Origin of the sequence: Micromonospora sp. CPCC 205739 (genome assembly GCF_036906795.1) — a bacterium.
Classification (GTDB): Bacteria; Actinomycetota; Actinomycetes; order Mycobacteriales; family Micromonosporaceae; genus Micromonospora.
The window spans coordinates 37,804-61,251 of record NZ_JBAKHS010000017.1 but is presented as its reverse complement, the minus strand read 5'-3'; the positions used below and the strand labels follow the sequence as shown (position 1 = coordinate 61,251).

The following is a 23,448-nucleotide window of genomic DNA, read 5'->3' as shown; positions in this document are numbered from 1 at the left end:
CCGGCCGCCGGCCCGCTGTCGCGTACGGCCCCGGCTACGCCCGGCGGGGTCGTTCAGCCCGCTTCCCGGTGGTCGGAGCCGGTGGGTCCGGCGGCGGCCGGCAGCAGGTGACGCACCTCCGGCGCGCCGTCGGCGAGTTCCCGGGCCCGTTCCTCCGCCGCCCGGTCGGCGCCCGTGAGCCGGCCGCCGTGCTGGCGCAGGTGCTCGTCCCAGGAGGGCACCAGGTAGACCTCGACGAACCGGTCCGGGGCCTCGCCCTCCCGGAACAGCCCCCACCGCATCGCCCCGGTACGCTGCCGCGACCCCCGGACCTGGTCCATCGCCTCCAGGAACTGCCGCCCGCGTTCGGGCCGGACGATGTAGGTCACCACCACCAGCACCGGGCCGACCCGCGGATCCGGCTCGTGGGCCAACTCCAGCCGGGGCCAGTAGGTGGCCGGGTCCCCGTCCACGCCCCGCAGCTCCGGCAGCGGCCAGATCTGACTGGTCAGGGTGCCGAGCAGCATCAACGCGCCGGCCGCGAGGAAGGCGGTGGACAGGCCCGCCATGTCCGACACCAGGCCCCAGCCGAACGCGCCCACCGCCTGCCCACCGGCGAAGACGACCTGGTACACGGCCAGACCCCGGGCGCGCACCCAGCCGGGCAGGAACACCTGCATCTCGGCGCTGACGTTGACCAGCACCGTCACCCAGGCCAACCCGGCCGGCAGCAGGGCGAGGAGCACCACCGGGACCACCCGCACCGAGCCGACCACCAGCAGGGTCGCACCGAACAGCGCGCCGGCCACCAGCAGGAACTGGTTGGCCGACATCCGGGTACGGATCCACGGCAGCAGCAGCCCGCCCAGGACGGCGCCCACCCCGACGACGGCCAGCAGCAGGCCGTACCCGCTGGAGTCCATGCCCAGCCGCCGGCTGGCGACCAGTGGCAGCAACGCCCAGAGCGCGCTGGCCGGCACCAGGAAGACCAGCGCGCGCCGTAGCAGCCGACGGACGATCGGCGAGTGCCGCACGTACCGGCCGCCGGCGCGCAGCGCGGCGGTGAACCGCTCGGGCACCTCGACAGCGCGCGCGTTGCCGGGCCGCCACCGGGCCAGGGCCAGCGCGAAGACTCCGAACGCCGCCGCGTTGAGGGCGAAGACCGGCGCGACACCGGTCCGGGCGATCAGCACGCCGGCCACGGCCGGTCCGACGGCCCGGGCCACGTTCACGCTGATCGAGCCGAGCGCGGAGGCCGCCCGCACCTGCTCCCGGGGCACCAGCTCCGGGATCACCGCCGCCCAGGCCGGCAGGGTGAGCGCCTGTCCCACCCCGAACGCGAAGGTGAGGGTGAGCAGCAGCGCCGGCGGCATCCGGTTGGTCGCGGTGAGCAGGGCGAGCGCGACGGCCACCACGACCAGGAAGAGCTGCACCGAGATCAGCAGGTGCCGGCGGTCGAAGGTGTCGGCCAGCGCGCCGGCCGGCAGGGCCAGCAGGAGCACCGGCAGCAGGCTGGCGGTCTGCACCAGGGCGACCAGCGTCGCGGCGTTCGGCTCGTCGATCAGCAGCCACTGGGCGCCGACGCTCTGCATCCAGGTGCCGACGTTCGCCGCGAGCAGGGCCAGCCACAGGTTGCGGTAGACGGCCGTCCGCAACGGCGCCCACGCCGAGACCGGACGCTCGGCGGGGTCGCCTCCCGCCGTCACCACCGCCCGTCCGCGCGCGGCACGCGCTCACCGCGAACGTGGCGGTCGTCGGGGTCCAGCGGCGGGCGGGCCACCGCCAGCCCCGGCCCACCGGTGCCACCGACCACCACGAACGTCCTGGCGCCCATGTCCCTCCCGCCGCCGTCGCACCCCCGCGCCACGTAACGGCTGGGCCTTCCCGCATTTGCGGGTTCCACACCGCCGGGAATGCGCGCACGGTGCGGGCGGCGGACCGGCGATACTGCTGGGTGTGGGCGACGACCGCACCGCCGTGGTGACCGGCGGCAACCGGGGCGTCGGGCTGGCCGTGGTGCAGCACCTGCTGGACCGGGGCTTCGTCACCGTGCTCGCCTGCCGTGACACCGGGCGGGGGGAGGCGGCCGCCGCCACCCTCACCCCCGGCCCGGGCCGGGTCCTGGTACGCCGGCTGGACGTCGGCGACGACGACAGTGTCCGCGCGTTCGCCGCCGGCCTGACCGACTCGCCGGGCCGGGTGGACGTCCTGGTCAACAACGCCGGCATCCACTACGACACCGACCAGGACCCGGCCGGCGCCGACGTGGGCGTCGTCCGGGAGGCCTTCGAGGTCAACGCACTCGGGGCGCTGAAGGTGTGCCAGGCGGTCCTGCCGCTGATGCGCCACCGGGGCCCCGGCCGCCGGATCGTAAACGTCTCCAGCGGCGCCGGCTCGCTGAGCACCATGGGCGCCGGCACACCCGCGTACGCCATCTCGAAGGCCGCGCTGAACGCGGTCACCCGGCTCTTCGCCGCCCAGCTCGCACCCGACGGCATCCTGGTCAACTCGGTCTGCCCGGGCTGGGTCGCCACCGACATGGGCGGCCGGGGTGGCCGCCCGGTCGCCGAGGGCGCGGCCGGCGTCGTGTGGGCCGTCGACCTGCCGGACGACGGCCCCACCGGCGGCTTCTTCCGGGAAGGCCGACCCGTCCCCTGGTGAGCCGCCGCGCTCCCGGGCGCGCAAGCGCGCGCCGCGGCCGAGGACCGGCCGCGGCGCGCCGGGTGAGCGCGTCAGTCGGCCTCGGGCGCGCCGGTCTCCCACAGCCGCCCCTCGGCGAGCCGCAACCAGCGGTCCACCCCGATCTCGGCGAGGAACCGCTGGTCGTGGCTGACCACCACGAACGCCCCCTGGTACGCGGCGAGCGCGCTCTCCAACTGGGCGACGCTGACCAGGTCGAGGTTGTTGGTCGGCTCGTCCAGCAGCAGCAGTTGGGGCGCGGGCTCGGCACACAGCACGCAGACCAGGGTGGCGCGCAGCCGCTCCCCACCGGACAGCACCCCGACCGGCAGGTGGATGCGGGAGCCCCGGAACAGGAACCGGGCGAGCAGGTTCATCCGCTCCGCCTCCGGTGTCCCGGGCGCGAACGCGGCCAGGTTCTCCGCCACCGTGCGATCGAGGTCCAGCAGGTCCAGCCGCTGCGACAGGTACGCGATCCGCCCGTCGGCCCGCCGCACCTGGCCGCCCTCGGGCTCCAGGTCACCGTGGACCAGGCGGAGCAGGGTGGACTTGCCGGCCCCGTTGGGCCCGGTCAACGCGATCCGCTCGGGCCCCCGGATCACCAGGTCGGCGCCGTCGTCGGCGAACAGCGCCCGGCCGTCGTAGCGGACCTGCATCCGCTCACCGAGGAAGACGGTGCGTCCGGCGGGAACGTTGGTGCCGGGCAGGTCCAGCACGATCCGCTGCTCGTCGCGCAGGGCGCGACCGGCCTCGTCGAGCCGGGCCCGCGCCTGGCCGACCCGGGCGGCGTGCGTCTCACCGGCCCGGCCCGCCGACTCCTGGGCGCCGCGCTTCATCGTCCCGGCGAAGATCTTCGGGAGCCCGGCGCTCTTCAGGTTGCGGCTGGCGTTGCCGGCCCGCCGCTCGGCCCGCTCGCGGGCCTGCTGCATCTCCCGCTTCTCCCGCTTGACCTCCTGTTCGGCGTGGCGGACGTTGCGCTCGGCGACCTCCTGCGCGGCCCGCACCGCCTCGGAGTACGCGGTGAAGTTGCCGCCGTAGGAGCGGACCTCACCCCGGTCGAGTTCGAGGATGCGGTCCATCCGGTCGAGCAGCGCCCGATCGTGGCTGACCAGCAGCAGGCAGCCGGACCAGTCGTCGAGCAGGTCGTAGAGCACCCGCCGGGCGTCGAGGTCGAGGTTGTTGGTGGGCTCGTCGAGCAGCAGGACGTCGGGGCGCTTCAACAACTGCGCGGCGAGGCCCAGCGAGACGACCTGACCGCCGCTGAGGGTGTCCAGGCGACGGGTCAGGGTGACGTCGGCGAGGCCGAGCCGGTCGAGCTGGGCGCGGCTGCGCTCCTCGATGTCCCAGTCGTTGCCGATCGTGGTGAAGTGCTCCTCGCTCGCGTCGCCGGCCTCGATCGCGTGCAGGGCCCGGAGCGCGGGGGCGACCCCCAGCACCTCGGCGACGGTCAGGTCACCGGCCAGCGGCAGGCTCTGCGGGAGGTAGCCGAGCACCCCCTTGACGGTCACCGAGCCGCCGGTGGGCCGGCACTCCCCCGCGATCAGCTTGAGCAGGGTGCTCTTGCCGGCGCCGTTCGGGGCGACGAGACCCGTACGACCACCGGTGACGGTGCACGACAGGTCCGCGAAGACCGGGGTGTCGTCGGGCCAGGAGAAGGAGAGGTGGGAACAGACGATGTACGCGTCGGACATGAGAGGAACCTCGACGGTGATGCGGGCGTGCCAGAGCCGCCCGGGCGGGCAATGGTCGACGAGGGCACGGCCTGCCGGCGGCGGGGCGCTCGCCGCGCGTCTGCCGGTGGCCGAACACGTCCGGTCTCACCCGGAGATGTCGTCGTCACCCGCCATGTCTGGTCTCCCTGATCCGATCACCGGCCGCCGAGACTACCAGCAGCGTGCCCAGTACCGCGTGGTCGTGACGTCACCGGACGGCTGCGCGGGTCACTGGAACCGGACGTCTCGCAGATCGATCGAGACGATGACCGTGCTCTTGTCGGGGCGGCCCTCGGCGTCGGTCAGGTACACCAGGCGGCGGGTCGGGACGAGGATGCCGTCGTACCGCCGGGGGTCGAAGCTGTAGTTGGCGGCGACGGGCGCGCTCGGGCCGAACACCTCCGGCACGTAGTCGTGCCGGCGGACGTGCCCCTCCGCGTCGACGTAGTAGATCTGCTCCCGGCTGTGCGTCGCCACCTCGTCCGGGAACACCACCCGCAGGGCTCGCCAGACCTCGCCGTCCTCGTGGTGGGGTGCCAGCTCCTCGATCCGGTATCCGGGGCCCGCGAGCAGGAAGGGCTCGGTCAGGTAGTTCCACATGGCGTACCCGTTGAAGTACGCCAGGTGCAGGCGGTCCCAGGCGGTGGCGATCTCGTGGCCCGCGAAGGAGTCCCTCGGTCGGGACCGCTCCTCGACCACCTCCCCCGTCTCGGTCTCGATCACGACGCGGTCCGGGGTGACGACGCTGCGCAGGTCCGGCCGGCCGAACGGGGTGGTGCGGGCGACCTGGCGGTGCAGTTCGGCCTGCGTCACCACGTCGTCCAGCACGCCCTCCTGGCCCTTGAGACCCCACAGCGCGCCGCCGCCGCGCACCCGCGCGCTGACCGAGGTCAGCTCGTTCCACCGCTGCATGCCGCCGTGCGCGGCGATGACCCGCTCCAACAGTTCGTTCACGTCTGCTCCCGGTTCTCGTGGTGGCCGGCGCCCAGCGTGGGGAACGGCACCGACATCGAGGCGAGCCGCACGGCAGGGGCGTCTCGCCGCTCGCCTCATGCGGTCGGCTCCCGCTGGCCTCGGCGGGGGCGGGCCCGGCGTGCCAACCATCCACGGTAGTACCGGTGAGCTGCGGCAAGGCGCTGTTCACCGGGTCCCCGACGGAGCGGGAGGAGGGGGCGAGTGCCCTGGTTGACGGCCCGCTGCGCGGGTACTCCCCCGCGCCAGCCGGTGCCGGTGCGGCTCGTCCGTCCGGTCACCGTCCCGAAACTGCTGGCCGCGCCGCCGGGGGTCGCAGGCCGATGTCGGACACCTCACCGCCGTCCGGGAAGCAGGGCCCGCCGGACGACGTCATCGAACTGCGGGTCCACGGGGTCTCGGGCGCCGCCGCCGAACAGGTGCTCGACCGGCCGCACGCCCACCAGGTGGCCGGCGACCGCAGCGGCGGCTTCTACCGGCCCAGGCCGGGCTATCCGGACAGCACCGGGCCGAGCGGCGTGGTGCTGGAGGCGTACCGGTGGAGCGACCTGCCCTCGGGCACCGCGGCCCGGACGCTCTCCCTGGTCTTCCTGCTGCCGTTCATGTTGAGCAACGTGGCGATCTGGATGCGGCCGGCCCGGCGGGGGCCCGGCTCGGGCGTCAAGGTGCTGTGCCGGCTCCTCGCGCTCAACCTCACCGTGGTGTACGTCCTCTCCGCCGCCGGCGTCGCCCTCGACCTGATCGCCTGGAAGTGCATGGGCTCGTCCCCCTGCCTGATGGGCCGCACCTGGCTGTCCTGGCTCGGCGGTCGGCCCATCGGCCTGCGGCTGGCGGTGCTGGCCCTGCTGCCGATCGCCGCGGTCGGGCTGGTGTGGCTGCTGGGCGCCCGCCCCGGCCGCTCGTACGACGCCTTCCGGATGGAGGTGGGCGGGCCGGAGGGCGACCGGCTCAGCGCCGTCGGCCAGTGGGACGCCATGCCGATGGTGGGCCGGCTGCGGGCGATCCACATCGCCGCCGCGTTCGCGATGCTCGACCTGACCCTGCTCGTCGCGCACGGCGCCACGGGCCCGTCGGTCGTGACGGTCGCCCTGGCCGGCCTCGCCGTACTCGTGCTGGTCGCCTGCGCGGCACTGCTCTGCGCGCCCGATCTGCTCGAACGGGCGGGCACCGCCCGTACCGTCGACCGGCTGGCCACCGGGCTGCGGGCGGTGGCCTGTGCCCTGACGGTGGCGGCCCTCGGCGTCCTCGCGCTGGACCGGAGCCGATGGCCGACGTCCGACGGGCTGCCCGGGTACGGCCGCATCGTCGGCTGGGCCTTCTTCAGCCAGATGGTGCTGCTGGCCGTGCTGGCCGTGCTGGCCCTGTGGCGCAGCGCCGACCGGGAACGCCGGCCGGCGCTGCTGCACGGCCTCGGCGCGCCGGTCATCGCGGCCTTCGCGGTCGGTCTGTCCGGAGCATTCTCCGCCGAGTTGGTCTACCGGACGGCCTACTTCCTCAACCGGCGGGCGATCACGGGACGCGCGACCGACCTGCCGGCCCCGCCACTGGCCTACAAGTGGGCGCTGTTCACCTTCTTCCTGACCACGATGGCGGCGGCGCTGATCGCGGCGGCGCTGACCCTGCTCTCCTGGCGGGGGCGCCGCCGGGCGGCGGCGGAGATCGTCGCCCGGGACTTCCCGAACGCCCCACCGCAGGCCGCCGAACGGATGCGCCGCGTCGAGAAGATGATCGCGCGGGCCCGGTTCACCGAGTGGCTCGGCCCGCTGGCCCTCGCGTACGCCTGCCTCTCCGCACTCGGCCTGGCCACGGGGCTGCTGGGGTTGTTCGGCCTGCAGCCCAGCCCGCTGGCGGAGCGTCTGCTGGGGGTACCGGTCGGGTTCGTGAACTTCGGGCTCACCATCGGCAGCTACCTCATCGCCGGCGTCGTCGTCGCCCTGGTGGTGGGCGGCCTCTTCGCCTACCGGACGGCGGAGTTCCGCCGGTACGTCGGCGTGGTCTGGGACCTGGGCACGTTCTGGCCCCGGGCGGCCCACCCCTTCGCGCCGCCGTGCTACGCCGAACGGGCGGTGCCCGAGCTGGCGAAGCGGATCTGCTACCTGGCCGAGCGGCACACCGGTGTCCTGCTCACCGGGCACAGCCACGGCTCGGTGCTGCTGGCGGCCACGGTGCTGCAACTGCCGCCGCAGGTGCAGCAGCGGGTCGCGCTGCTGACCTACGGCTCCCCGCTCGACCGCCTGTACGCCCGGCTCTTCCCCGCCTACCTGGGCCGGGACGTGCTGCACGAGGTGGGCGAGCGGCTCGACTGGCGCTGGCTGAACCTGTGGCGGGAGACCGACCCCATCGGGGGCTGGATATTCGCCGCGCACCGGCCCGGCGACCCGCCGGCGCGCGCCGACCCGAGCGGGCAGGTCGACCGCCGGTTACGGGACCCGGAGAGCCTGCTGGCGCCCCCGAGCGACAGCGTCCCACCCCCCGTGCAGGGGCACTGGCCGTGCGAGTCGGACGAACGGTTCGCCGCCGCGGTGCGCGAGCTGGCCGAACGGCTCCGCGCCCAGCACCGCACCTGAAGCGGGGCCGGGCCGGCACGGGCAGGCTCGCGGTCGGCGTCGTGCCCCGACCGCCACCGCCGCGCTGCGTCGGGATGCGCCGACCCGGTAGAGGCACTAGCTTGCGCGGCATGCATCGCAGCCGCGTCCATGCCGTCCTCATCGACGCCCCGCACGCGGAGGCCGCCCAGGCGGCGGCCTTCTGGTCGGCCGCGCTCGGCGTCCCTGCCGAGGCAGACCCGGAGCATCCCCAGTTCGTCGACCTGCACGGCGCCCTGCCCGGGCTGGTCACCGCCGTGCAGGCCGTCGACGACGCGCCCCGCTTCCACCTCGACTTCGAGACCGACGACGTCGAGGCGGAGACGGCACGGCTGGTCGCCCTCGGCGCCACGCAGGTGGCCCGGTGGCTGGACTGTCGCGTCCTGCGGGTGCCGGGCGGGCACCTGGTCTGCGTCCTGCCCGTGGCGAGTGCGCCGGAGGTCTTCGACGCTCAGGCCAGGACCTGGCCCTGACCCCGGTCCGGCGGCGCGGTCCGCCGGGGGACGTCCGCGGCGTCCGGCACCGGGCGGCGCCCGCCGGTGCTAGCGTCCAGGTACGCAGGTCAACAGGCAAACCTCCGTTCGGACGGAAGGTTGAGCTATGGACGAGACCGTCGCACGGGCGATGATCAAAGCCCACTTCGCGGCCTCCAACGTCAGCGCACCCGGCGGCGGGCCTGGCGACGACATCGCCCGCGCTTCCGAGATCTACGCCGACGACGCGGTGCTGGAGTGGCCCCAGGGCGGCGAGCGCATCCGCGGCAAGGCCAACATCACCGCCTTCCGGTCCCGCTACCCCGCCCGCCAGGAGTTCCAGCTGCACCGGACCATCGGCTGCGGGGATCTGTGGGTCAACGAGTACACCATCCGGTACGACGATCGGCCCATGATGGCCGTCGGGATCATGGAGTTCCGCGACGGCAAGGTCGTCCGCGAGCGGATCTACTTCGGCGAGCCCTGGGAACCGCCGGCCTGGCGGGCCCAGTGGGTCGAGCGGATGGAGCAGCCGATCACGTGAAGGCGGGCGTTCTTACCAGCGATTCCTTTCCCCCCGCCGCCGTTCGCACCCGTCCGCCACCGACAGGGTCACTCAGCAGATGCGGAGAGCAGCCCCACCAACGCGACGACAACAGCGACGGCAACAGCGGCGCATCCGACGAAGATCATTAGCCTCGGGTTGGCGAGCCAGGGCGATGATCGCAACCATCGCGGCAGGCTGGACGGTCGGCGTGCCTCGCGATCTCTCAGTTCGACGATGCCGCAACTGATCCAGATCACCCCGATGAGACAGGCGAAGACCGCCCAGACGATGACGAAGGCAGGACTGGCGGTCCTGGTAGCGGCCTGGAGCATGGCCCAGACGATCGCATGAGAGTGGACCTCATGTCAGCGTCGATGCTGGGCAGCGGGCCGCAACCGACCCGCCACGGTCAAGCACACCGCTGGTCCCCGGAGGCGTGGCCGGTCAGGGACGGACCAGGACCTTGAGGGCCTCACGACGGTCCATCGCGCGGTACCCGTCGGGCACCTCGTCGAGGCTGACGGTGCGGTCGAAGACCTTGCCGGGCTCGACCGAGCCGTCAAGGATGCCGGGGAGCAGCTCGTCGATGTACGCCCGGACCGGGGCGGGGCCGCCGGTGAGGGTGAGGTTGGCCCCGAACAGGCCCCAGCCGATCGGTCCCTCGTCGTACTGCGGCACGCCGACGCGGCTGATCACGCCGCCCGCGCGGACCACGCCGAGCGCCTGCTCGTAGGCCGCCCGGTAGCCGACGGCCTCCAGCACGGCGTGGGTGCCGTCACCGCCGGTCAGCTCGCGCACCTTGGCGATCCCTTCCTCGCCGCGCTCGGCCACCACGTCGGTGGCGCCGAACTCGACGCCCAGGTCGGTGCGGGACTTGTGTCGGCCCATCAGGATGATCCGCTCGGCGCCGAGCTGCCTCGCCGACAGCACGGCGAGCAGGCCGACCGCCCCGTCGCCGATCACGGTGACGGTGGTGCGGGGGGTGACGTTGGCCCGCTTGGCGGCGTGGTAGCCGGTGCCGTACACGTCGGCCAGGGTCAGCAGCGACGGCAGCAGCGCGGAGTCCTCGCCGACCGGCAGCTTGACCAGGGTGCCGGTCGCCTGCGGGACGCGGATCAGCTCGGCCTGGGCCTCGCTGAAGAAGCCGCCGTGGCGGCAGGAGGTCTGCACGCCCTCACGGCAGAAGTCGCAGGTGTTGTCCTGGAACGCAAAGGGCGCCACCGCCAGGTCGCCCTTCTTCAGTCCGGTCACCTCCGCGCCGAGGTCCTCGACGACGCCGAGGAACTCGTGCCCCATCTGCGTGCCCTGTTCCGAGGCCGGCATGTTGTGGTAGGGATGCAGGTCGCTGCCGCACACGCAGGTGCGCACGATTCGTACGATCGCATCGGTGGGCTGCTGCAGCACCGGGTCCGGGATTTCCTCCACCCGCACATCCCCGGCGCCGTACATCAAGGTCGCTCGCATCGCATGTCCTTCGCAGATTGTCGTGTCGCGGTTGCACCCGGGCGCTCAGCACGCCCGGTTCACTATCCCCGCCACGCCGGCGTCGCACCGGGCAACAGCCAGCAAACCGGGGCCGAGGACGATCGGGGAGAGCCTGTCGTTCCCGGTACTGGCAGACGCTCCCACACCGGCCCTGCCGGCCGGGGTCAGCGTCGACTGCTGCAGAACCATGGAAGCGGCTAGTCCTCGCCCTGCCCGCCGGCCCCCGAACGGCCGGCGCAGCTGAGCGGTGCGGTCGCCATGGACCGGATCTCCGCCGCTGCGTTCTTCCCACCGACCTGAGGCGAGGTCATCACGCAGACTGTGCACTGCCCTCTGCTCGGCGTCCGGCCCGACTCTGGCCCAGACCGATACTCCGCGACGGACCTGCTCGTCCAGGTAGGCCTCGGGTCGGCGCCAGTAGGCCTCGAAGAAGCCGCCGACGCAGTCCCACGGGATGAGCACCGGCTCCACGCGGGCTCCGATCGCACCGGCCAGTTCGGTCAGCGAAGCCCGGCCGACAAGGAGGTCAGCGACTTCAGGCAGGTAGTCGCGAGTAAGCCAGAACCGACGGAGCCATCCGGTGTCATCGGTGTCGTGCGTGAACACCACCAGGCGGCGAGCAACGCGCCGCATCTCGCGCAGGCCCGATCGGGTCCTGCCAGTGATGGATGGTGGCAGAAACCCGTCGCTGCGTCGAAGGACTGGTCCTCGAACGGAAGGCTCTCCGCGGCGGCAGCCACGCACGGCGCTGCGCCTGCGGGGCGCTCGCACGCATGAGCGCCGACGGTTCCACCGCAGTGTCCTCACGGTCGGCGGGCCCGTAGGAGCCGGTACCAGCCCCGACATTCAATACCGTCGCGCATCGCCGAGCGCAGCCCAAACCCTTGCGGCGATCCGCGGCTCGGTGCGCCGCGTCGCGGTGTAAGTGGCTCCGATGCTGTCGTACAACTGCGCGCTGGACATGTCGCCGCTTCCCTGGCTGCCACCAGACCCACGCCGCGCACGGGGCCTAGCGTCGTTGCCCGGAGAGTAGGCTGCCGCGACCACCACGGGGTCAGCCTGGTCATATCGACAGCCAGCTCCCAGCGGGTACGCGGCCAGCTGCTGCACCGGCCACCAGGACCGAGGAGTCCGACACGGACGCCGGCTGCGCCCCGCCCGATAGTCATATGTTCAGCGGGCCGCCGTTGCGTAGGGCGTCGTCCTTGATCGCGATGAGATTCGCGGAGACGTACGGGATGTTATGCGTCTGGTGCCATTCGCTCGGAAAGTACGTGACCAACCGCGACGCCTGGAATCGGCATTTGATTTCAGGCACGAACCGAGAATATTTGGCGTCCGTGAAATACCAGAACGAATTTTCGTTGTAGAACGCCACATGCGTCGGATCCTGGTAGGCTCCCCGACCGTCGGTGCTTGGCGTCAGCGACAACAGCATTCCGTTCGGCGCTAGCAGTCGGTACAACTCGTTGAAGAGTGCGATCTTGTCCGGAACATGTTCCAGGAAATCCACAGCCCGAATGACCCCGACACTGTTGTCGGGAAGGTCGATCCCCTTCGTTACATCGCAGACCATGTCGACGCCCGCCCCGTCGTGGTAGTCCAGACCGAGATATCCCTCCGGCTTGTTGTGGGCGGCACCCAGGTCGAGTGCCAAGAGACCTTGCCGCCTTGACCAGGCCAGCGCGTTCTGTTGAATGTTCCGGTCGTAGATCTCCACCGTACGCTGCTGGATACGGGCGTTGAACTCCGGAATGCGCTGCGTGTTCTTGGCATGCATGCGCTGCAGGTACAGGCATTTTTGAATGTGATGGAACTCGCTCACCTGGTAGATCCGGGCCATGAGGTCGGCGTCGTCCGCGACGTCGAGCGACACGTCGTATCCGCCGACCTTCTCGTAGATGTCCCGGCGGAAGGCCCGCACATGGTTCGGTGCGTACCAGATGTAGCTCACATTGTGCGGCGTCGGCGGCAACGCCCGGCAGGCCAGCACCTCGCGGCCGTCCACCTTCTCGTCGTAGTGCCGCCAGCCGAATGAACTCGCGAAACGGTCTTCACAGCGGCCGCCGTCCTCCTGAATCTGCGCGGTGTCGCTGTAGACGAACCCTACCTCCGGGTGGGAGTCGAAGGCGTCGACGATCTCTTGCAGACAGTCGCTGCTGAGCAGATCGTCGTCGTCGAGCTCGACCAGGATGTCCCCGGCAGCCTCGGCGCAGGCGTACCCCTTCACAGCGCCAACGCCGTTCAGGTTGTCCTGGACAATGAGCCGGATCCGATCGTCGTGCCTCTCGGGCCGCCAACGAGACCCCTGATTGAGAATGACAACCCATTCCCAGTCGGTGAAGGTCTGCTCGACCAGTGATTGGAAACATTCGTCGATGAAACGGGTGCGGTTGCTTCCGGTGAAGACCGTCACGCGGGGTGCATGCATTGAGCCAATCACCTGCCCGCCGGAGCCGAGGACTTAGCGGTCGGGGCTGTGCGGTACTTAGCCGGAACGGCTGAGGTGAGCCCCTTGTCCAGTCGGATCGCCGCCTTGAAGGCGTCCCGGGCTGCCGCGTCGTCACCGGATTGGGACAGCAGCATGCCCAGTCGGAGGTAGGCGGTTGACGACTTGTTGTCGATCGACACCACCTTGCGGTAGATGTCCATCGACGTCGTCGGGGCCTTCCTTTCCAGTGCAATGGCCTTGTTGTAGAGGGCCGGCTTGTAGTTGGCATCGGCCGCCAATGCCTTGTCGTAGTTGCGGATCGCCTCGTCGGCCTGGTTGCGCGACTGGGCGATGAAGCCCAGATTGAACCAGGCGAACTTGTTGTCGGCCTCGGCGGCCAGCACCTTCTCGAAGGTGGCCTTCGCCGCGTCGAAGTTGCCGGCTTGGCCCTGCTCGACACCCAGCTTCAGCAAATCCGCCGGGGCGGTTCCGGTGTTGGTGCCGCCGTTCGCCTTGTCGCTGTTGCCGGAGTTGCTCGTCTGCGGCTTGTCAGCAGACTTCTCGCTGCATCCCGCGACTCCGGTCAGCAGGACCGCACCACAGGCGAGTGACCCGAATACCTGACGCATGCTCATTCTTCCTCCTTAACGGTAACGGAGCGGTCCGACTTGCCGTTCGGCCGGCTGGCATTGCTACTGTCGGCCGTCGCCCGGCCCGACGTGTTGGCCGCAGGCCCGAACACCACCGGCGTGGTGGGTGAGATGCAGGACACCCAGATGTCGGCGCCTCCGCCGGTGAAGGTGAACTGGTAGCCACTGATCGAAAGCGGCTGGATTAGCACCGGATTGACGCCCGCACCCGAGAGCTGGTATCCGGTTCCGACAGCAATGTCTCCGGGCTCACACCCGAAATTGACGGGGGTGTCCGCAATCACGGTCAGCGGGCCCTGAATGTAGGCGGACTGGATTCCGTTGCCCGCCACTCCCTGCGGGCCCTGGGCACCCGCGTCACCCTGGGCACCTTGAGCGCCCGCCTCGCCCTGGGCACCCTGAAATCCTTGAGCACCTTGAACGCCCGCTTCACCCTGGGCGCCCTGGGCACCTTGAGCGCCCGCGTCGCCCTGGGCACCTTGAAATCCTTGAGCGCCTTGAAGGCCTTGAGCCCCCGCCTCGCCCTGGACGCCCTGGGCGCCCTGGGCGCCCGCATCGCCTTGAGCACCCTGAAATCCTTGAGCACCTTGAACGCCCGCCTCGCCCTGGGCACCCTGCGCGCCCTGGACGCCCGCATCTCCTTGGGCACCTTGGGCGCCCGCCTCGCCCTGGGCACCCTGCGCGCCCTGGGCGCCCGCCTCGCCCTGGGCACCCTGAAATCCCTGGGCACCCTGGGCGCCCGCATCACCCTGGGCACCTTGAGCACCTTGAACGCCCGCCTCGCCCTGGACGCCCTGGGCGCCCTGGACGCCCGCATCACCCTGGGCACCCTGCGCGCCCTGGACGCCCGCATCACCCTGGGCACCTTGAACGCCCTGAGCGCCCGCATCGCCCTGGGCACCCTGCGCGCCCTGGACGCCCGCATCGCCCTGGACGCCCTGCGCGCCCTGGACGCCTGCATCGCCCTGGGCACCCTGCGCGCCCGCCTCGCCCTGGGCACCCTGGGCGCCCTGGGCGCCCTGCGCGCCCGCCTCGCCCTGGGCACCCTGGAATCCTTGAGCACCTTGAACGCCTTGAACGCCCGCCTCGCCCTGGGCACCCTGCGCGCCCTGGGCGCCCGCATCGCCCTGGGCACCCTGAAATCCTTGAGCACCTTGAACGCCTTGAGCCCCCGCCTCGCCCTGGGCACCCTGCGCGCCCTGGACGCCCTGCGCGCCCTGCGCGCCCTGGGCACCCTGAAATCCTTGAGCACCTTGAACGCCTTGAACGCCTTGAGCCCCCGCCTCGCCCTGGGCACCCTGCACTCCCTGGACGCCCTGCGCGCCCGTATCGCCCTGGGCGCCTTGAGCGCCTTGAACGCCCGCCTCGCCCTGGGCTCCTCCAGCGCCTTGCGCGCCTGCATCGCCTTGGGCTCCTTGAGCGCCTTGAACGCCCGCGCTGCCCTGGGCACCCTGAAATCCTTGAGCGCCTTGAGCCCCTGCCTCGCCCTGGGCACCTTGAGCGCCGACATCGCCCTGGCCGCCTTGAGCACCTTGAGCACCCGCGTCGCCCTGGGCACCGTGAATTCCCTGGGGGCCTTGAACACCTTGGGGGCCTTGAGTGCCCTGGGAGCCTTGCGAGTCGTGCGGGTAATCCCAGTTCGGCCGCCTGCCCCCGTCGTGCCCACCCCACGGGCCCTGCCAGCCCTGCGGGCCGTAGTCCGGTGGCCTGACGGGGTAGTGGTCCCACGAATCGTCAGGTCCGCCGCCGTCTTGGCGGACAGCCGACCAGGACGATGGCCACCCGCCGTACTGGCCGAGCGGATCGGGCGTACCGATGTGCACGCCCTGGGCGGACGATTTCGCTTCCACAGGTTGCGCTGCGGCTGCGGGGCCACCCGTCATCCCGACCACCAGCAGGGCAGAACTCAACCCTGAAGCGGCGCGGCCGTGCTCCAGCCCTCGCCGCAGCCGTCGGTTGTTGCTCATGACCCCTCCAGAGAGCCACCCCGGACACACCCAGAGCTACTTAATAGTGACGTACCGCCATTTCGCGGGCGAGTCGCAGCGTATTCGACCGAATCGTCCCCTGAGAGGGGTTTTGGCCCCAGATGGAGGTTTCGGATAAAGTAGATTCCTTCACAAACAGTGGCACAAGTCCCGGTCGCCGCATCCTGGACCGCCATGCGGCGGCTCATCCCAAGGACTCGTCACATTCGGCGATGGATCACCGTCACGATCTGAAGGTCTGGCGGGGTACCACCGGCCCCGCGGTGGCCGCTCCCGTCTGGGCGGGCATGCCTGAGCGAGCGGGACCGGATCTTTGCGCTGCTTGGCACGCCGAGTGCGTGGAACGCCGCCCGGTACGGCAGGCCCTGGGCCGCCCGGAGATGAGGCTGCCCACCATGTACCGGCGCGTGCGCGAGCAGGCCCGCTGGTGCCGCCCTCGCCTGATCGCGGTGATCGCCGATACCGTCCATGTCGTACAGCCCGACTGCGGCGGGGCCGGTCGACAACGTCACCGCCGCACCGTCACGCATCAATGAGACCCTCAGCCGCTACGGACCGCAGTGGCCGCCGGGCAGACTGTCCTAATCACCCTTGTCCAGGTAGAGGTTGCCCTGCTGCTGCCGGATCCCGATCTCCACTGGCCGGGAGCCGATCTACCACATCAGACGCAACGCGGTGTCGAGCAGCTTCTCGGCCTGGGTGGCGGTCACCCCGATCGATGCCGAGCAGGGCGAGCTCGCAGAGGCCGCCGGCTTCGGTGGCATGGTCGCCGAGCTTGCGGAGCACCTCCATCGACTCCTCGTACCGGGCGGGCCGCCTGCTCCGAGTGCCCGCCGGTGCTGGCCAGCGCGGCCGGCCGGCGCAGGCTGAAGGGCACATCCGCGGATGCCGCCGTTCTGCGCGTAGCTGGCAAGTGTCGTGGACAGATCGTCGTGGAGAAGCCGGGGCTCAGGTTGAGGTGTTTCGCGAGTTCATCGAGCGACATCCTGCAGGGCAACTGCCACTCCCAATTGCTGCGCTTGCACGCACCGAACCCGAGGGCGCCTCGGCCTAGGGCGGACAAGGGACATCAGCTCTGTGAGGATGGCGATGCCCTGGGCGTCCAGCACGAGGGCTTCCTCCTCGGAGGCGACCAGCGAGAAGGAGTGGACGTGGGCGTTGATGATCTCCAGGACCATCGGCCCCAGCTCGCCCAGCCGCTCCTTTCTCTCCTCGTCGGAGGACTCCTTGAAAAGGGTCGGCATGACAGTGCGTTTGCGCCACGACCACAGCCACTTCCGCATGCGGCAACTTCGCTTACTCCGGCAGTGGCAGGCGCGAAAGGGCTGGCGCGCATATGGTCGGCCCGACATGGCGACCTTGCGATACTAGGACGGGGCAGGACATGGACCAAGGCACCCGCGACGAGTTGCTCGGCCGCCTAGCTGAGGCAGTCGGGTCCGTCACCGTCGCACACCCGACGCGAGTTGCCATCGACGGACCGCCCGCCGCCGGCAAGACCACCCTCGCCGACGAACTGGCGGTCGTCCTGCACACACAGGGCCACGACGTTATCCGCGCGGCGATCGACGATTTCCTCTTTCCCCGGGCGCAACGCTATCCGCGCGGCGAGTACTCGGCCGAAGGCTGCTACTTCGACACTCACGACTACGGCGCGCTGAACCGGGTTCTGCTCGATCCGCTCGGCCCGGGCGGAGATCGACGCTTCCAACACGTGGTCTACGACCACACCAGGGACACTGCCTTGTCCCCGCCGGCCACGACCGCCCCCGCCGACGCCGTCCTGGTCTTCGACGGCGTCTTCCTCATGCGCCCAGAGCTGATTGATCGGTGGGACCTGCGCATCTTCGTGTCGACGGCCCTCGAGAAGACCGTGGATCGTGCCGTGATCCGAGAGCGCCGGTTGTCATCTCCGGCCGACGTCGAACGGCGCTGGCGCGAGCGTTACATCCCCTCCCAGCAGTTCTACTTCGCTACGGTCTGCCCGACCGATCGCGTCGACATCATTGTGCACAACGACGAGCCCCAGCAGCCGGCCTGGGAGATCCAAAGGCACTGACCGCACTCAACTCGACAGATCCGGATATCGACGCAAGCCCGCTGCGGCTACGGTGCGTGACCCGCTCCGACAGCGGCTGGCCCGCCGGGGGAACTCGCGTCAAACGATACGCGCTCCTGCCAGTCGGCCGTGGGCTGCCCGGCACCTATGGTGGCGGGCAGTACGGCAATCTGCGCTGCCGGGCGGCTTCGGGCTCGCTGGGGATGCTGCCGGGACCAGACCGCCAGCTGGCGATAGAGGAAACGGACCGGCCGGTTCGCGGTCAGTGGTGGAGGATCTCGACCTGGATCGCACCGCCGAGCGCACCGGCGGGACAGATCGCCACCAGGGCTGCCGACACGGCAAGGACGATCCGGGGCCCACGTTCCATGTCCGGGTTCAGACGGTAGACCGCCGTCGCCATGAGCAGCAGTCCGGGAAGCATCATCAGGAAGGAGCGTCCGCCCTCGGCGGCAGTGGTCGCCCCGACCATGAGCACGAACGCGATCGCGAGCAGCCACAGGTCGCCGGGGCGAGGCGGCGCGATCTTCAGGTCTTCGACTCTGATCTTGAGTGCATCGGCCAGCTCGCCGCGAGTTCGGGCGGCTTGAACGGCGACCTTCACGTCCGCCAATTCGCCGGTCCTCAGCTCCCCTGCGGCCACTCGCGGGATGAGCGTCGCCAGGACGTGCTGCCTGTCCCGTTCGGTGATCAGCCTTTGAGCGATCGCAGGGGGCCGCCCGGCATCCTCGACGACCACGGGTTCGCACGTGCCGGTGTCGAAATACGACATCTGCCGTGCCCTCACGAACACGAGGTCGCCCGCCCGCAGGGGCAACGGCCTCGACACAGTCCAAGTGGGCTTCCGCTCGGACTCACCCAGCGGCTCGAGAGTGATCCGCGACTGCCCGCCCTCGATCGTGACGCCGTCGACCACGTGCGTCTTCCATCGACGGTCGCGCAGATCGCCCGGGCGCTGTCCGACACTGAAGTCACGGACGTGGGGTGCCCGGCGACCACTGACCGTCGTCACCTGCCGCATGGGATTGTCAGTGCACGGATGCTTGGGCCACGGCGGCCCCAGGTCATCGAAGAAGACGCGGCTACCGCGCTCATTGGCGTAGAAGTAGACCGCCGCGCCGCAGATCGGGCAGCGAGCATTCGGGCTGATCCACCCCACCACGCTGCTAGAGGTGCTCGCGGGGCCTCGCGGTGGCTTCGCTGACGCTGTGAAGGATGGTCTCGCGTAGCTCCGCCGAAGCGACGCGGAGGACCTGGCAGACGAGCGGGTCACCTTGTGGGTGCTCACCCAGTGCCGAGTGCCGCCCGAACCGGTGCGCCAATGCCCGCGCCGCCGGTACGTCGTCACCAGATCACCGCCAGGCGCTGCGTCAGCATCGCTGATGGATAGTCACCGTCGCAGTCAGGACGATACGCAGGTGATCAACTGGGGTTACGGTCTCTCCCATGACCGAACGGGTGGAGGTGAATCTGCCTGCGGCAGGGGCACTCGGCCGACATGAGCGAGCCGCCGGATTTGGCGGCTACTCGATCCGTCACCGGACTGGTGACGGCGGCCGGTCAAGAACCCGCCCTGACATCGGGTCCAGGCGGTCGGGATGCTGTGCCAGTCACCCCTCGCTGGACAAGGCAGAATCAGGCCGGCCCCTCGCCCCCCAATCATGGTCAGCACGGCCTACCACGGTGCGTGCGGCCTGGAGCAGGGCGGTGAGGGCAGGGTTGTCGCGGCGGGGGAGCCAGGCCAGGGCCGCTGTGGACGGCGGTAGGTCGATGACATCGACGTAGGCGACGCCCCGGCGGGTGTAGGCGTGGCGGGCTTCGGCGGGCAGGAAGGCGATGGCCTGGCCACGAGCGACCGCCGACAGCAGCACCTCCATGTCCCCGGCTATCGGCCCGTACCGTACGGCACTGCCGTCGGGGCGGGGGTTGACCGTCCAGAAGTCCCACCACTGTCGTAGTTCCGGGATCGGGACGTCGACCATCACCCGGTCAGACAGCTGCGCCAGGGTCAACGGCGCCTGCGTCACCAGCGGATCGTCAGCGGGCAGGCAGGCGACCCGGGGCTCAGTCGACAGGTGCAGGCTCCGTAGCCCTGGCGGCAGCGGCGGACGTAGGAACGCCGCGTCCACGTCGCCCCGGGGTAAGGCGTAGACCTGCTCGACGAAGTGGACCGAGCGGATCTCGACGGTGATCGCGGGGTGCTGGGTGGACAACTCGGTGAGGATGGCGGTCGCGTAGGGCATGAAGGCCTCCCCGCCGATGGCTCCGATCCGCAGCTTGCCCTGGGTCGTCCGAGAGTACGCGGCGGCGAGGTCCTGTAGCCGGGTCATGGCGTCGACCGAGTCGCGTGCCTTGGGTAGCAGAGCCTGACCCGCGAGGGTGAGCTGCACCTGGCGGGAGGAACGGTGCAGCAGGTTGACATCGAGCCGGTCCTCCAGTGCGCGGATCTGCTGGCTGAGGGCCGGCTGGCTCAGGAAGAGCCGTTGGGCGGCCCGACCGAAATGCAACTCCTCGGCCAGGACCAGGAACAGCCGCAGTTGATGAAGGCTGGGTTCACGCGAGGCGGATGGGAACCGGGGTTGTAGCCGCTCGTCGAGGCAGTAACGATCCATAAAGAAAAAGTTATCAATCTCCACCGAATCGCCATCACCCAGCGCCTGTACGCCGGGCGGGTCTGCGGGCATTGTTCGGGTAGGGCGACTCGCAGGGGACCGGCCGGCATTCGTGCTGCCGCCCCCGTACTCAAGGCCACCGCCTGGTACGCACCGGTGCCTACCAAGGGTGGTTTGAGGATCGATGAAGACAACGCCCGCTGAGCGGTACGCAGCCGGCGCACCGCTCGAATGCTGGTCGTCACCGACACCTTCACGGGGGTGTGTCGTTGGCTGGCCAGCCCCGAACAGAGGCGACGTCGTGCCCGCCGGCCACCGTCGTCCCGGCAACTCGGGTGGCACTCGCCTCGACAGACGGTGCGGGTGCCGCCCGGGCGGTCTGTCGACCCCGGCTAGAACGCGTCCGCAGCCGCGCAGCGGCGAGGAGCGGAAGCGGTGCGGTGGTAGGGGTAGTCCGGCTGCCTCCACGCCAACGACGTGCGGCACGCTGCGTATGGGGATGGGTGGGACCCGCAATGGGTGGCAGCAGGATGAGCGGGTTGTACTAGCGAACCGCAGGCCGGCGAAGATGATCGATGTCCGGATCCTGGTGAAAGATGATGCCGGGCAGGACTAGACCGCCGAGGTCGCTAGTCTCTGGCCGAATCAGAAAAGGCCACCCGGAAGATTCCGGATGGCCCTTTGACCTGCGTCGGGACGGCCGGATTCGAACCGACGACCCCTTGACCCCCAGGCAACCAGCACTCGGCTCTGACCTGGCGTTGTTGGCGAAGTGAGCTGGAGTGATACTCCGCCAGCGTCCATGCTCGTCTGCCAGTGTGCGCCCCGATCGTCACTCAGGCAGATGGGGCGGGTGCGGCATCCTCCAGCGGGTGACCTTGCCCTCGTCGCCGATCGACAACCACGAACCGTCCCCGAGCAACATCGGAGTCTCCGTCGCCGCCACCCGGAGCTGCGTAAGCGGCCGACCGGTTGCGACGTCGACGAGGAAGTGCCGGTGCTCCTCCATGTCCCCGGTGTCGTCAACGAGAATCATGGCCCGAGCAGCGTCGAGGTAGCCACCGTCGAACCCAAAACGCGCCAGGTCCTCGACCTCAACATCGGCCGCAAACTCGTCGTCCTGCTCGTCGTTCTCGTCCGCATCGTCGAGCTCGGTGTTGTCTGCCCCATTCACACCGGCAATCGGCGGGCCGAAAGCGTCCAGGGTCAGGGACAACTGCCGCTGCCCCTCTGGGAAGGTCCAGAAGGTGATTTCGTCTTCCTCGTGGCTCAGCGTCATGAACGACAGACCGTCCGGGGCCATGGCGGCGCAGCCCTGGTCGTGCCAGGAATACGGTTCGACCACCAGGCGGCCGCCGTCCAAGCTACCCCGGAACAGGTACAGCCCGTCCTGGCCTTCCCCGACGTCGAGGATCACCTGCTGGCCGTCCGGGTGCATCGCGTGCACCGCGCCTTGCCCGACCGTGGGCAGGGTGGTCTCAGCGATGAGTGTTCCGTCGGCGGGGTCGAGCACCCGCCAACAGTCCTCGCCCCGGCCAAGCATCGCATCCGGCAGATACAGCCATAGTTGCTTGCCGTCGAGCGAAAACGCGCAGTCAGCCCGGCCGATGGACGAGTGTGCGGGCGGGTCGAGCGGTATCTGCCACCGTACGGTGCCATCCGCAAGCACGCAGGCGACCTCGGTCTGCGTCGCGTAGACCACGGAGGTGCCGTCCGGGGCAATGTCACCGCTGGCCCGCTTCGTCCAGCCGGCGATCGGGAACGTCACATATGGTCCGAGTGAGCCACCGTCGGTAAGCGAAGCACAGTCCAGGACGTGAGCAGTGCCATCGGCGATCCACTGGAACCGCCGGGCGTTGGCGAGAGCCGGCGGGATGATCGGCGACGAGGTAGCCGACGGCGGTGCGACTTCGGCAACCAACACAGGCTCGCTAATCATCACGCCCAGGCAACTTACCCGAACAAGACGAAGGCGAGCAGCCGCACCGTCAGTCTGGAAGGTGCCGAGCATCAGCTTGGGAATCGGGTTGATCCGCACCGTCGGTAGTCGCGCTGCCTGGCGAGGGAGCACGGAGCGTTCAGCTTGCGGCTGCCGGGGTGCCGCTGTGGGCCGGTGTTGACCGCTGCATCGGGCACGCATCGGGCACGGCGAACGCTTCGGTGCGGGCTCTCATCGTCACCGTCGGTCGGTTTCCGTATCCCGGCAACCAGGGCAGCGAATCGACCTCGGCCACTCGCCCCTGCAGAACCACCCGGAACAGGTCCAGCATTTGGGGCCGCGAGTAGCCATCCATGTGCAGCGGGCCGCGGACTTCGTCGTGATCCTCCCAGATCACAAGCCCTCGGCTTCCCGCGAACGCCGACACGCTGTAGCCAGCCTCGTTATCGCTGATCCACACGTCAGGGTGCTCCGGGTCGTCGGCCTCTAGCTCCTCAAGCAGAACCCCAAGCTGGTCAACCGAAGAAACCTCCTCGCCGCTTCCCCAACGATGCTGGATCGAGCAGCGAGACGCACTCGGAACGTCAGCCATGGCAGCAATCCTCGCCTACGCCGCGACTGCGGGCTGCCCCGGTGCCAACCACTTAGGCCCTGACGCCTTCGGTGTGAAAGAACCAGCGTGCATGTGTGACCTGCGCTGGCAGCATGAACGACCTGCGGAAACAGTCCGTCGTCATCCTGGCCCGTCCAGGCGCGTCCGCTCCGGTCGTCACCCAAGTTTTCACTCACCCGTCATGGGCCGGCTCGCTCCCCCGAGGCGTTCCCGAGCCGCTTCCAACCGCGCCTTGTAGTCCGGCATGAACAGCTCAGGCAGCGAGGTCTCCAAGGGACCGCTGATGCTGTACAACGCAGACCAGACGGCGGGGTCGTCGACCAGGCGATCGAACGCCGCCGTCCCGATCACGCGATCAAGCCAGTCTGATAGCACCAGCGCCTGGTCGTGGCTTAGCTTCATCGCAAAATGGTCCTCGGGCATGCCCAGACGGTAGCCAGCCGCTCGTCCAGACCAGAATCCGGCGTACAGGTCGACTCGTCCGTCGCCCACCAGGTCAGCCGCCCTTGCATGGTGGCTGACCTGCTGTTTCTTCGGGCGCTGCTGGGCGTCGTCGGTCGTCTTTGGTCGGCATCTGACAGCCCAGCGACGGCCCGGAGAACCGGCCCCTCGCTTGTAGGAACTGCCGCCTCGTCTGCCGGCATCCGTTCACGTCGCCGACGTCGGCCGATCGTCCACGGGGTGCTCGCCCCGGGTGTCTCCGTTCGAGCCCGTTGCTGTCACT

The 23,448-nt window shown here is 70.1% G+C and carries 21 protein-coding genes and 2 pseudogenes; 7 read left to right on the top strand and 16 right to left on the bottom strand.

The window, feature by feature from the left end:
• Positions 1–53: 53 nt before the first annotated feature.
• Complete coding sequence (locus V6U88_RS22410; protein WP_334455829.1) at positions 54–1,688, bottom strand: MFS transporter; 1,635 nt, start codon at positions 1,686–1,688, stop codon at positions 54–56.
• Positions 1,682–1,813 (bottom strand): hypothetical protein, encoded by a 132-nt coding sequence (locus tag V6U88_RS22405; RefSeq protein ID WP_334455827.1) that lies wholly within the window; start codon positions 1,811–1,813, stop codon positions 1,682–1,684. The genes V6U88_RS22410 and V6U88_RS22405 overlap by 7 nt, the downstream gene beginning before the upstream one ends.
• 122 nt (positions 1,814–1,935) lie before the next feature.
• Here V6U88_RS22405 and V6U88_RS22400 point away from each other — a divergent pair, with 122 nt between their 5' ends.
• Complete coding sequence (locus tag V6U88_RS22400; protein ID WP_334455825.1) at positions 1,936–2,640, top strand: SDR family NAD(P)-dependent oxidoreductase; 705 nt, start codon at positions 1,936–1,938, stop codon at positions 2,638–2,640.
• Positions 2,641–2,711: 71 nt separating this feature from the next.
• Here the strand turns inward: V6U88_RS22400 and abc-f are convergent, their stop codons facing one another.
• Positions 2,712–4,349 carry a ribosomal protection-like ABC-F family protein gene (abc-f, locus tag V6U88_RS22395; RefSeq protein ID WP_334455823.1) on the bottom strand — a complete coding sequence of 546 codons (1,638 nt, stop codon included), beginning with the start codon at positions 4,347–4,349 and terminating at the stop codon, positions 2,712–2,714.
• Between the two features lie 249 nt (positions 4,350–4,598).
• Positions 4,599–5,324 carry a hypothetical protein gene (locus V6U88_RS22390; protein WP_334455822.1) on the bottom strand — a complete coding sequence of 242 codons (726 nt, stop codon included), beginning with the start codon at positions 5,322–5,324 and terminating at the stop codon, positions 4,599–4,601.
• A 341-nt stretch (positions 5,325–5,665) separates the two neighbouring features.
• Between V6U88_RS22390 and V6U88_RS22385 the strand changes: the two genes are divergently transcribed.
• From V6U88_RS22385 to V6U88_RS22375, 3 genes are all read left to right on the top strand, one after another.
• Complete coding sequence (locus tag V6U88_RS22385; protein WP_334455821.1) at positions 5,666–7,909, top strand: hypothetical protein; 2,244 nt, start codon at positions 5,666–5,668, stop codon at positions 7,907–7,909.
• Positions 7,910–8,019: 110 nt separating this feature from the next.
• Complete coding sequence (locus tag V6U88_RS22380; protein ID WP_334455819.1) at positions 8,020–8,400, top strand: VOC family protein; 381 nt, start codon at positions 8,020–8,022, stop codon at positions 8,398–8,400.
• Between the two features lie 127 nt (positions 8,401–8,527).
• Positions 8,528–8,944 carry a nuclear transport factor 2 family protein gene (locus tag V6U88_RS22375; protein WP_334455818.1) on the top strand — a complete coding sequence of 139 codons (417 nt, stop codon included), beginning with the start codon at positions 8,528–8,530 and terminating at the stop codon, positions 8,942–8,944.
• Positions 8,945–9,012: 68 nt separating this feature from the next.
• On the opposite strand, the gene V6U88_RS22370 is transcribed toward V6U88_RS22375, so the two are convergent.
• From V6U88_RS22370 to V6U88_RS22345, 6 genes and pseudogenes are all read right to left on the bottom strand, one after another.
• Complete coding sequence (locus tag V6U88_RS22370) at positions 9,013–9,279, bottom strand: hypothetical protein (RefSeq protein ID WP_334455817.1); 267 nt, start codon at positions 9,277–9,279, stop codon at positions 9,013–9,015.
• Between the two features lie 112 nt (positions 9,280–9,391).
• Positions 9,392–10,411 carry a zinc-binding dehydrogenase gene (locus V6U88_RS22365; RefSeq protein WP_334455816.1) on the bottom strand — a complete coding sequence of 340 codons (1,020 nt, stop codon included), beginning with the start codon at positions 10,409–10,411 and terminating at the stop codon, positions 9,392–9,394.
• A gap of 297 nt (positions 10,412–10,708) precedes the next feature.
• Positions 10,709–11,386 (bottom strand): annotated as a pseudogene (locus V6U88_RS22360) (class I SAM-dependent methyltransferase); the annotation flags it as partial.
• A gap of 211 nt (positions 11,387–11,597) precedes the next feature.
• Positions 11,598–12,848, bottom strand: coding sequence for a glycosyltransferase (locus V6U88_RS22355; protein WP_334455815.1), 1,251 nt, complete (start codon positions 12,846–12,848; stop codon positions 11,598–11,600).
• 23 nt (positions 12,849–12,871) lie between these two features.
• Positions 12,872–13,498, bottom strand: coding sequence for a tetratricopeptide repeat protein (locus tag V6U88_RS22350; RefSeq protein ID WP_334455813.1), 627 nt, complete (start codon positions 13,496–13,498; stop codon positions 12,872–12,874).
• Positions 13,495–13,845, bottom strand: coding sequence for a hypothetical protein (locus V6U88_RS22345; protein WP_334455812.1), 351 nt, complete (start codon positions 13,843–13,845; stop codon positions 13,495–13,497). Before V6U88_RS22345 ends, V6U88_RS22350 begins: the two co-directional genes overlap by 4 nt.
• Before the next feature lie 39 nt (positions 13,846–13,884).
• On the opposite strand from V6U88_RS22345, the gene V6U88_RS22340 reads away from it, so the two are divergent.
• Positions 13,885–15,429 (top strand): hypothetical protein, encoded by a 1,545-nt coding sequence (locus tag V6U88_RS22340; RefSeq protein WP_334455811.1) that lies wholly within the window; start codon positions 13,885–13,887, stop codon positions 15,427–15,429.
• A 276-nt stretch (positions 15,430–15,705) separates the two neighbouring features.
• Positions 15,706–15,950, top strand: a pseudogene (locus tag V6U88_RS30320) (IS630 family transposase); the annotation flags it as partial.
• Positions 15,951–16,472: 522 nt separating this feature from the next.
• Here the strand turns inward: V6U88_RS30320 and V6U88_RS22330 are convergent.
• Complete coding sequence (locus V6U88_RS22330) at positions 16,473–16,784, bottom strand: hypothetical protein (protein ID WP_334455810.1); 312 nt, start codon at positions 16,782–16,784, stop codon at positions 16,473–16,475.
• Positions 16,785–16,885: 101 nt separating this feature from the next.
• On the opposite strand from V6U88_RS22330, the gene V6U88_RS22325 reads away from it, so the two are divergent.
• Positions 16,886–17,560, top strand: coding sequence for a cytidylate kinase family protein (locus V6U88_RS22325; protein WP_334455808.1), 675 nt, complete (start codon positions 16,886–16,888; stop codon positions 17,558–17,560).
• Between the two features lie 262 nt (positions 17,561–17,822).
• On the opposite strand, the gene V6U88_RS22320 is transcribed toward V6U88_RS22325, so the two are convergent.
• The 5 genes from V6U88_RS22320 to V6U88_RS22300 all read right to left on the bottom strand — a co-directional run bounded on the left by V6U88_RS22320 (position 17,823) and on the right by V6U88_RS22300 (position 23,147).
• A complete protein-coding gene (locus V6U88_RS22320) occupies positions 17,823–18,722 on the bottom strand; it encodes a hypothetical protein (RefSeq protein ID WP_334455806.1) in 900 nt (299 codons plus the stop codon).
• 448 nt (positions 18,723–19,170) lie between these two features.
• Positions 19,171–20,244, bottom strand: a complete 1,074-nt coding sequence (locus tag V6U88_RS22315; RefSeq protein ID WP_334455804.1) for a LysR family transcriptional regulator — start codon at positions 20,242–20,244, stop codon at positions 19,171–19,173.
• A gap of 760 nt (positions 20,245–21,004) precedes the next feature.
• Complete coding sequence (locus V6U88_RS22310) at positions 21,005–22,210, bottom strand: hypothetical protein (protein WP_334455802.1); 1,206 nt, start codon at positions 22,208–22,210, stop codon at positions 21,005–21,007.
• Positions 22,211–22,250: 40 nt separating this feature from the next.
• Positions 22,251–22,703: a hypothetical protein gene (locus V6U88_RS22305; RefSeq protein WP_334455800.1), complete on the bottom strand. Its 453-nt coding sequence runs from the start codon at positions 22,701–22,703 to the stop codon at positions 22,251–22,253.
• 189 nt (positions 22,704–22,892) lie between these two features.
• The gene (locus V6U88_RS22300; RefSeq protein ID WP_334455798.1) at positions 22,893–23,147 is read right to left on the bottom strand and encodes a hypothetical protein; all 255 of its coding nucleotides are present in this window, start codon (positions 23,145–23,147) and stop codon (positions 22,893–22,895) included.
• Positions 23,148–23,448 lie beyond the last annotated feature (301 nt).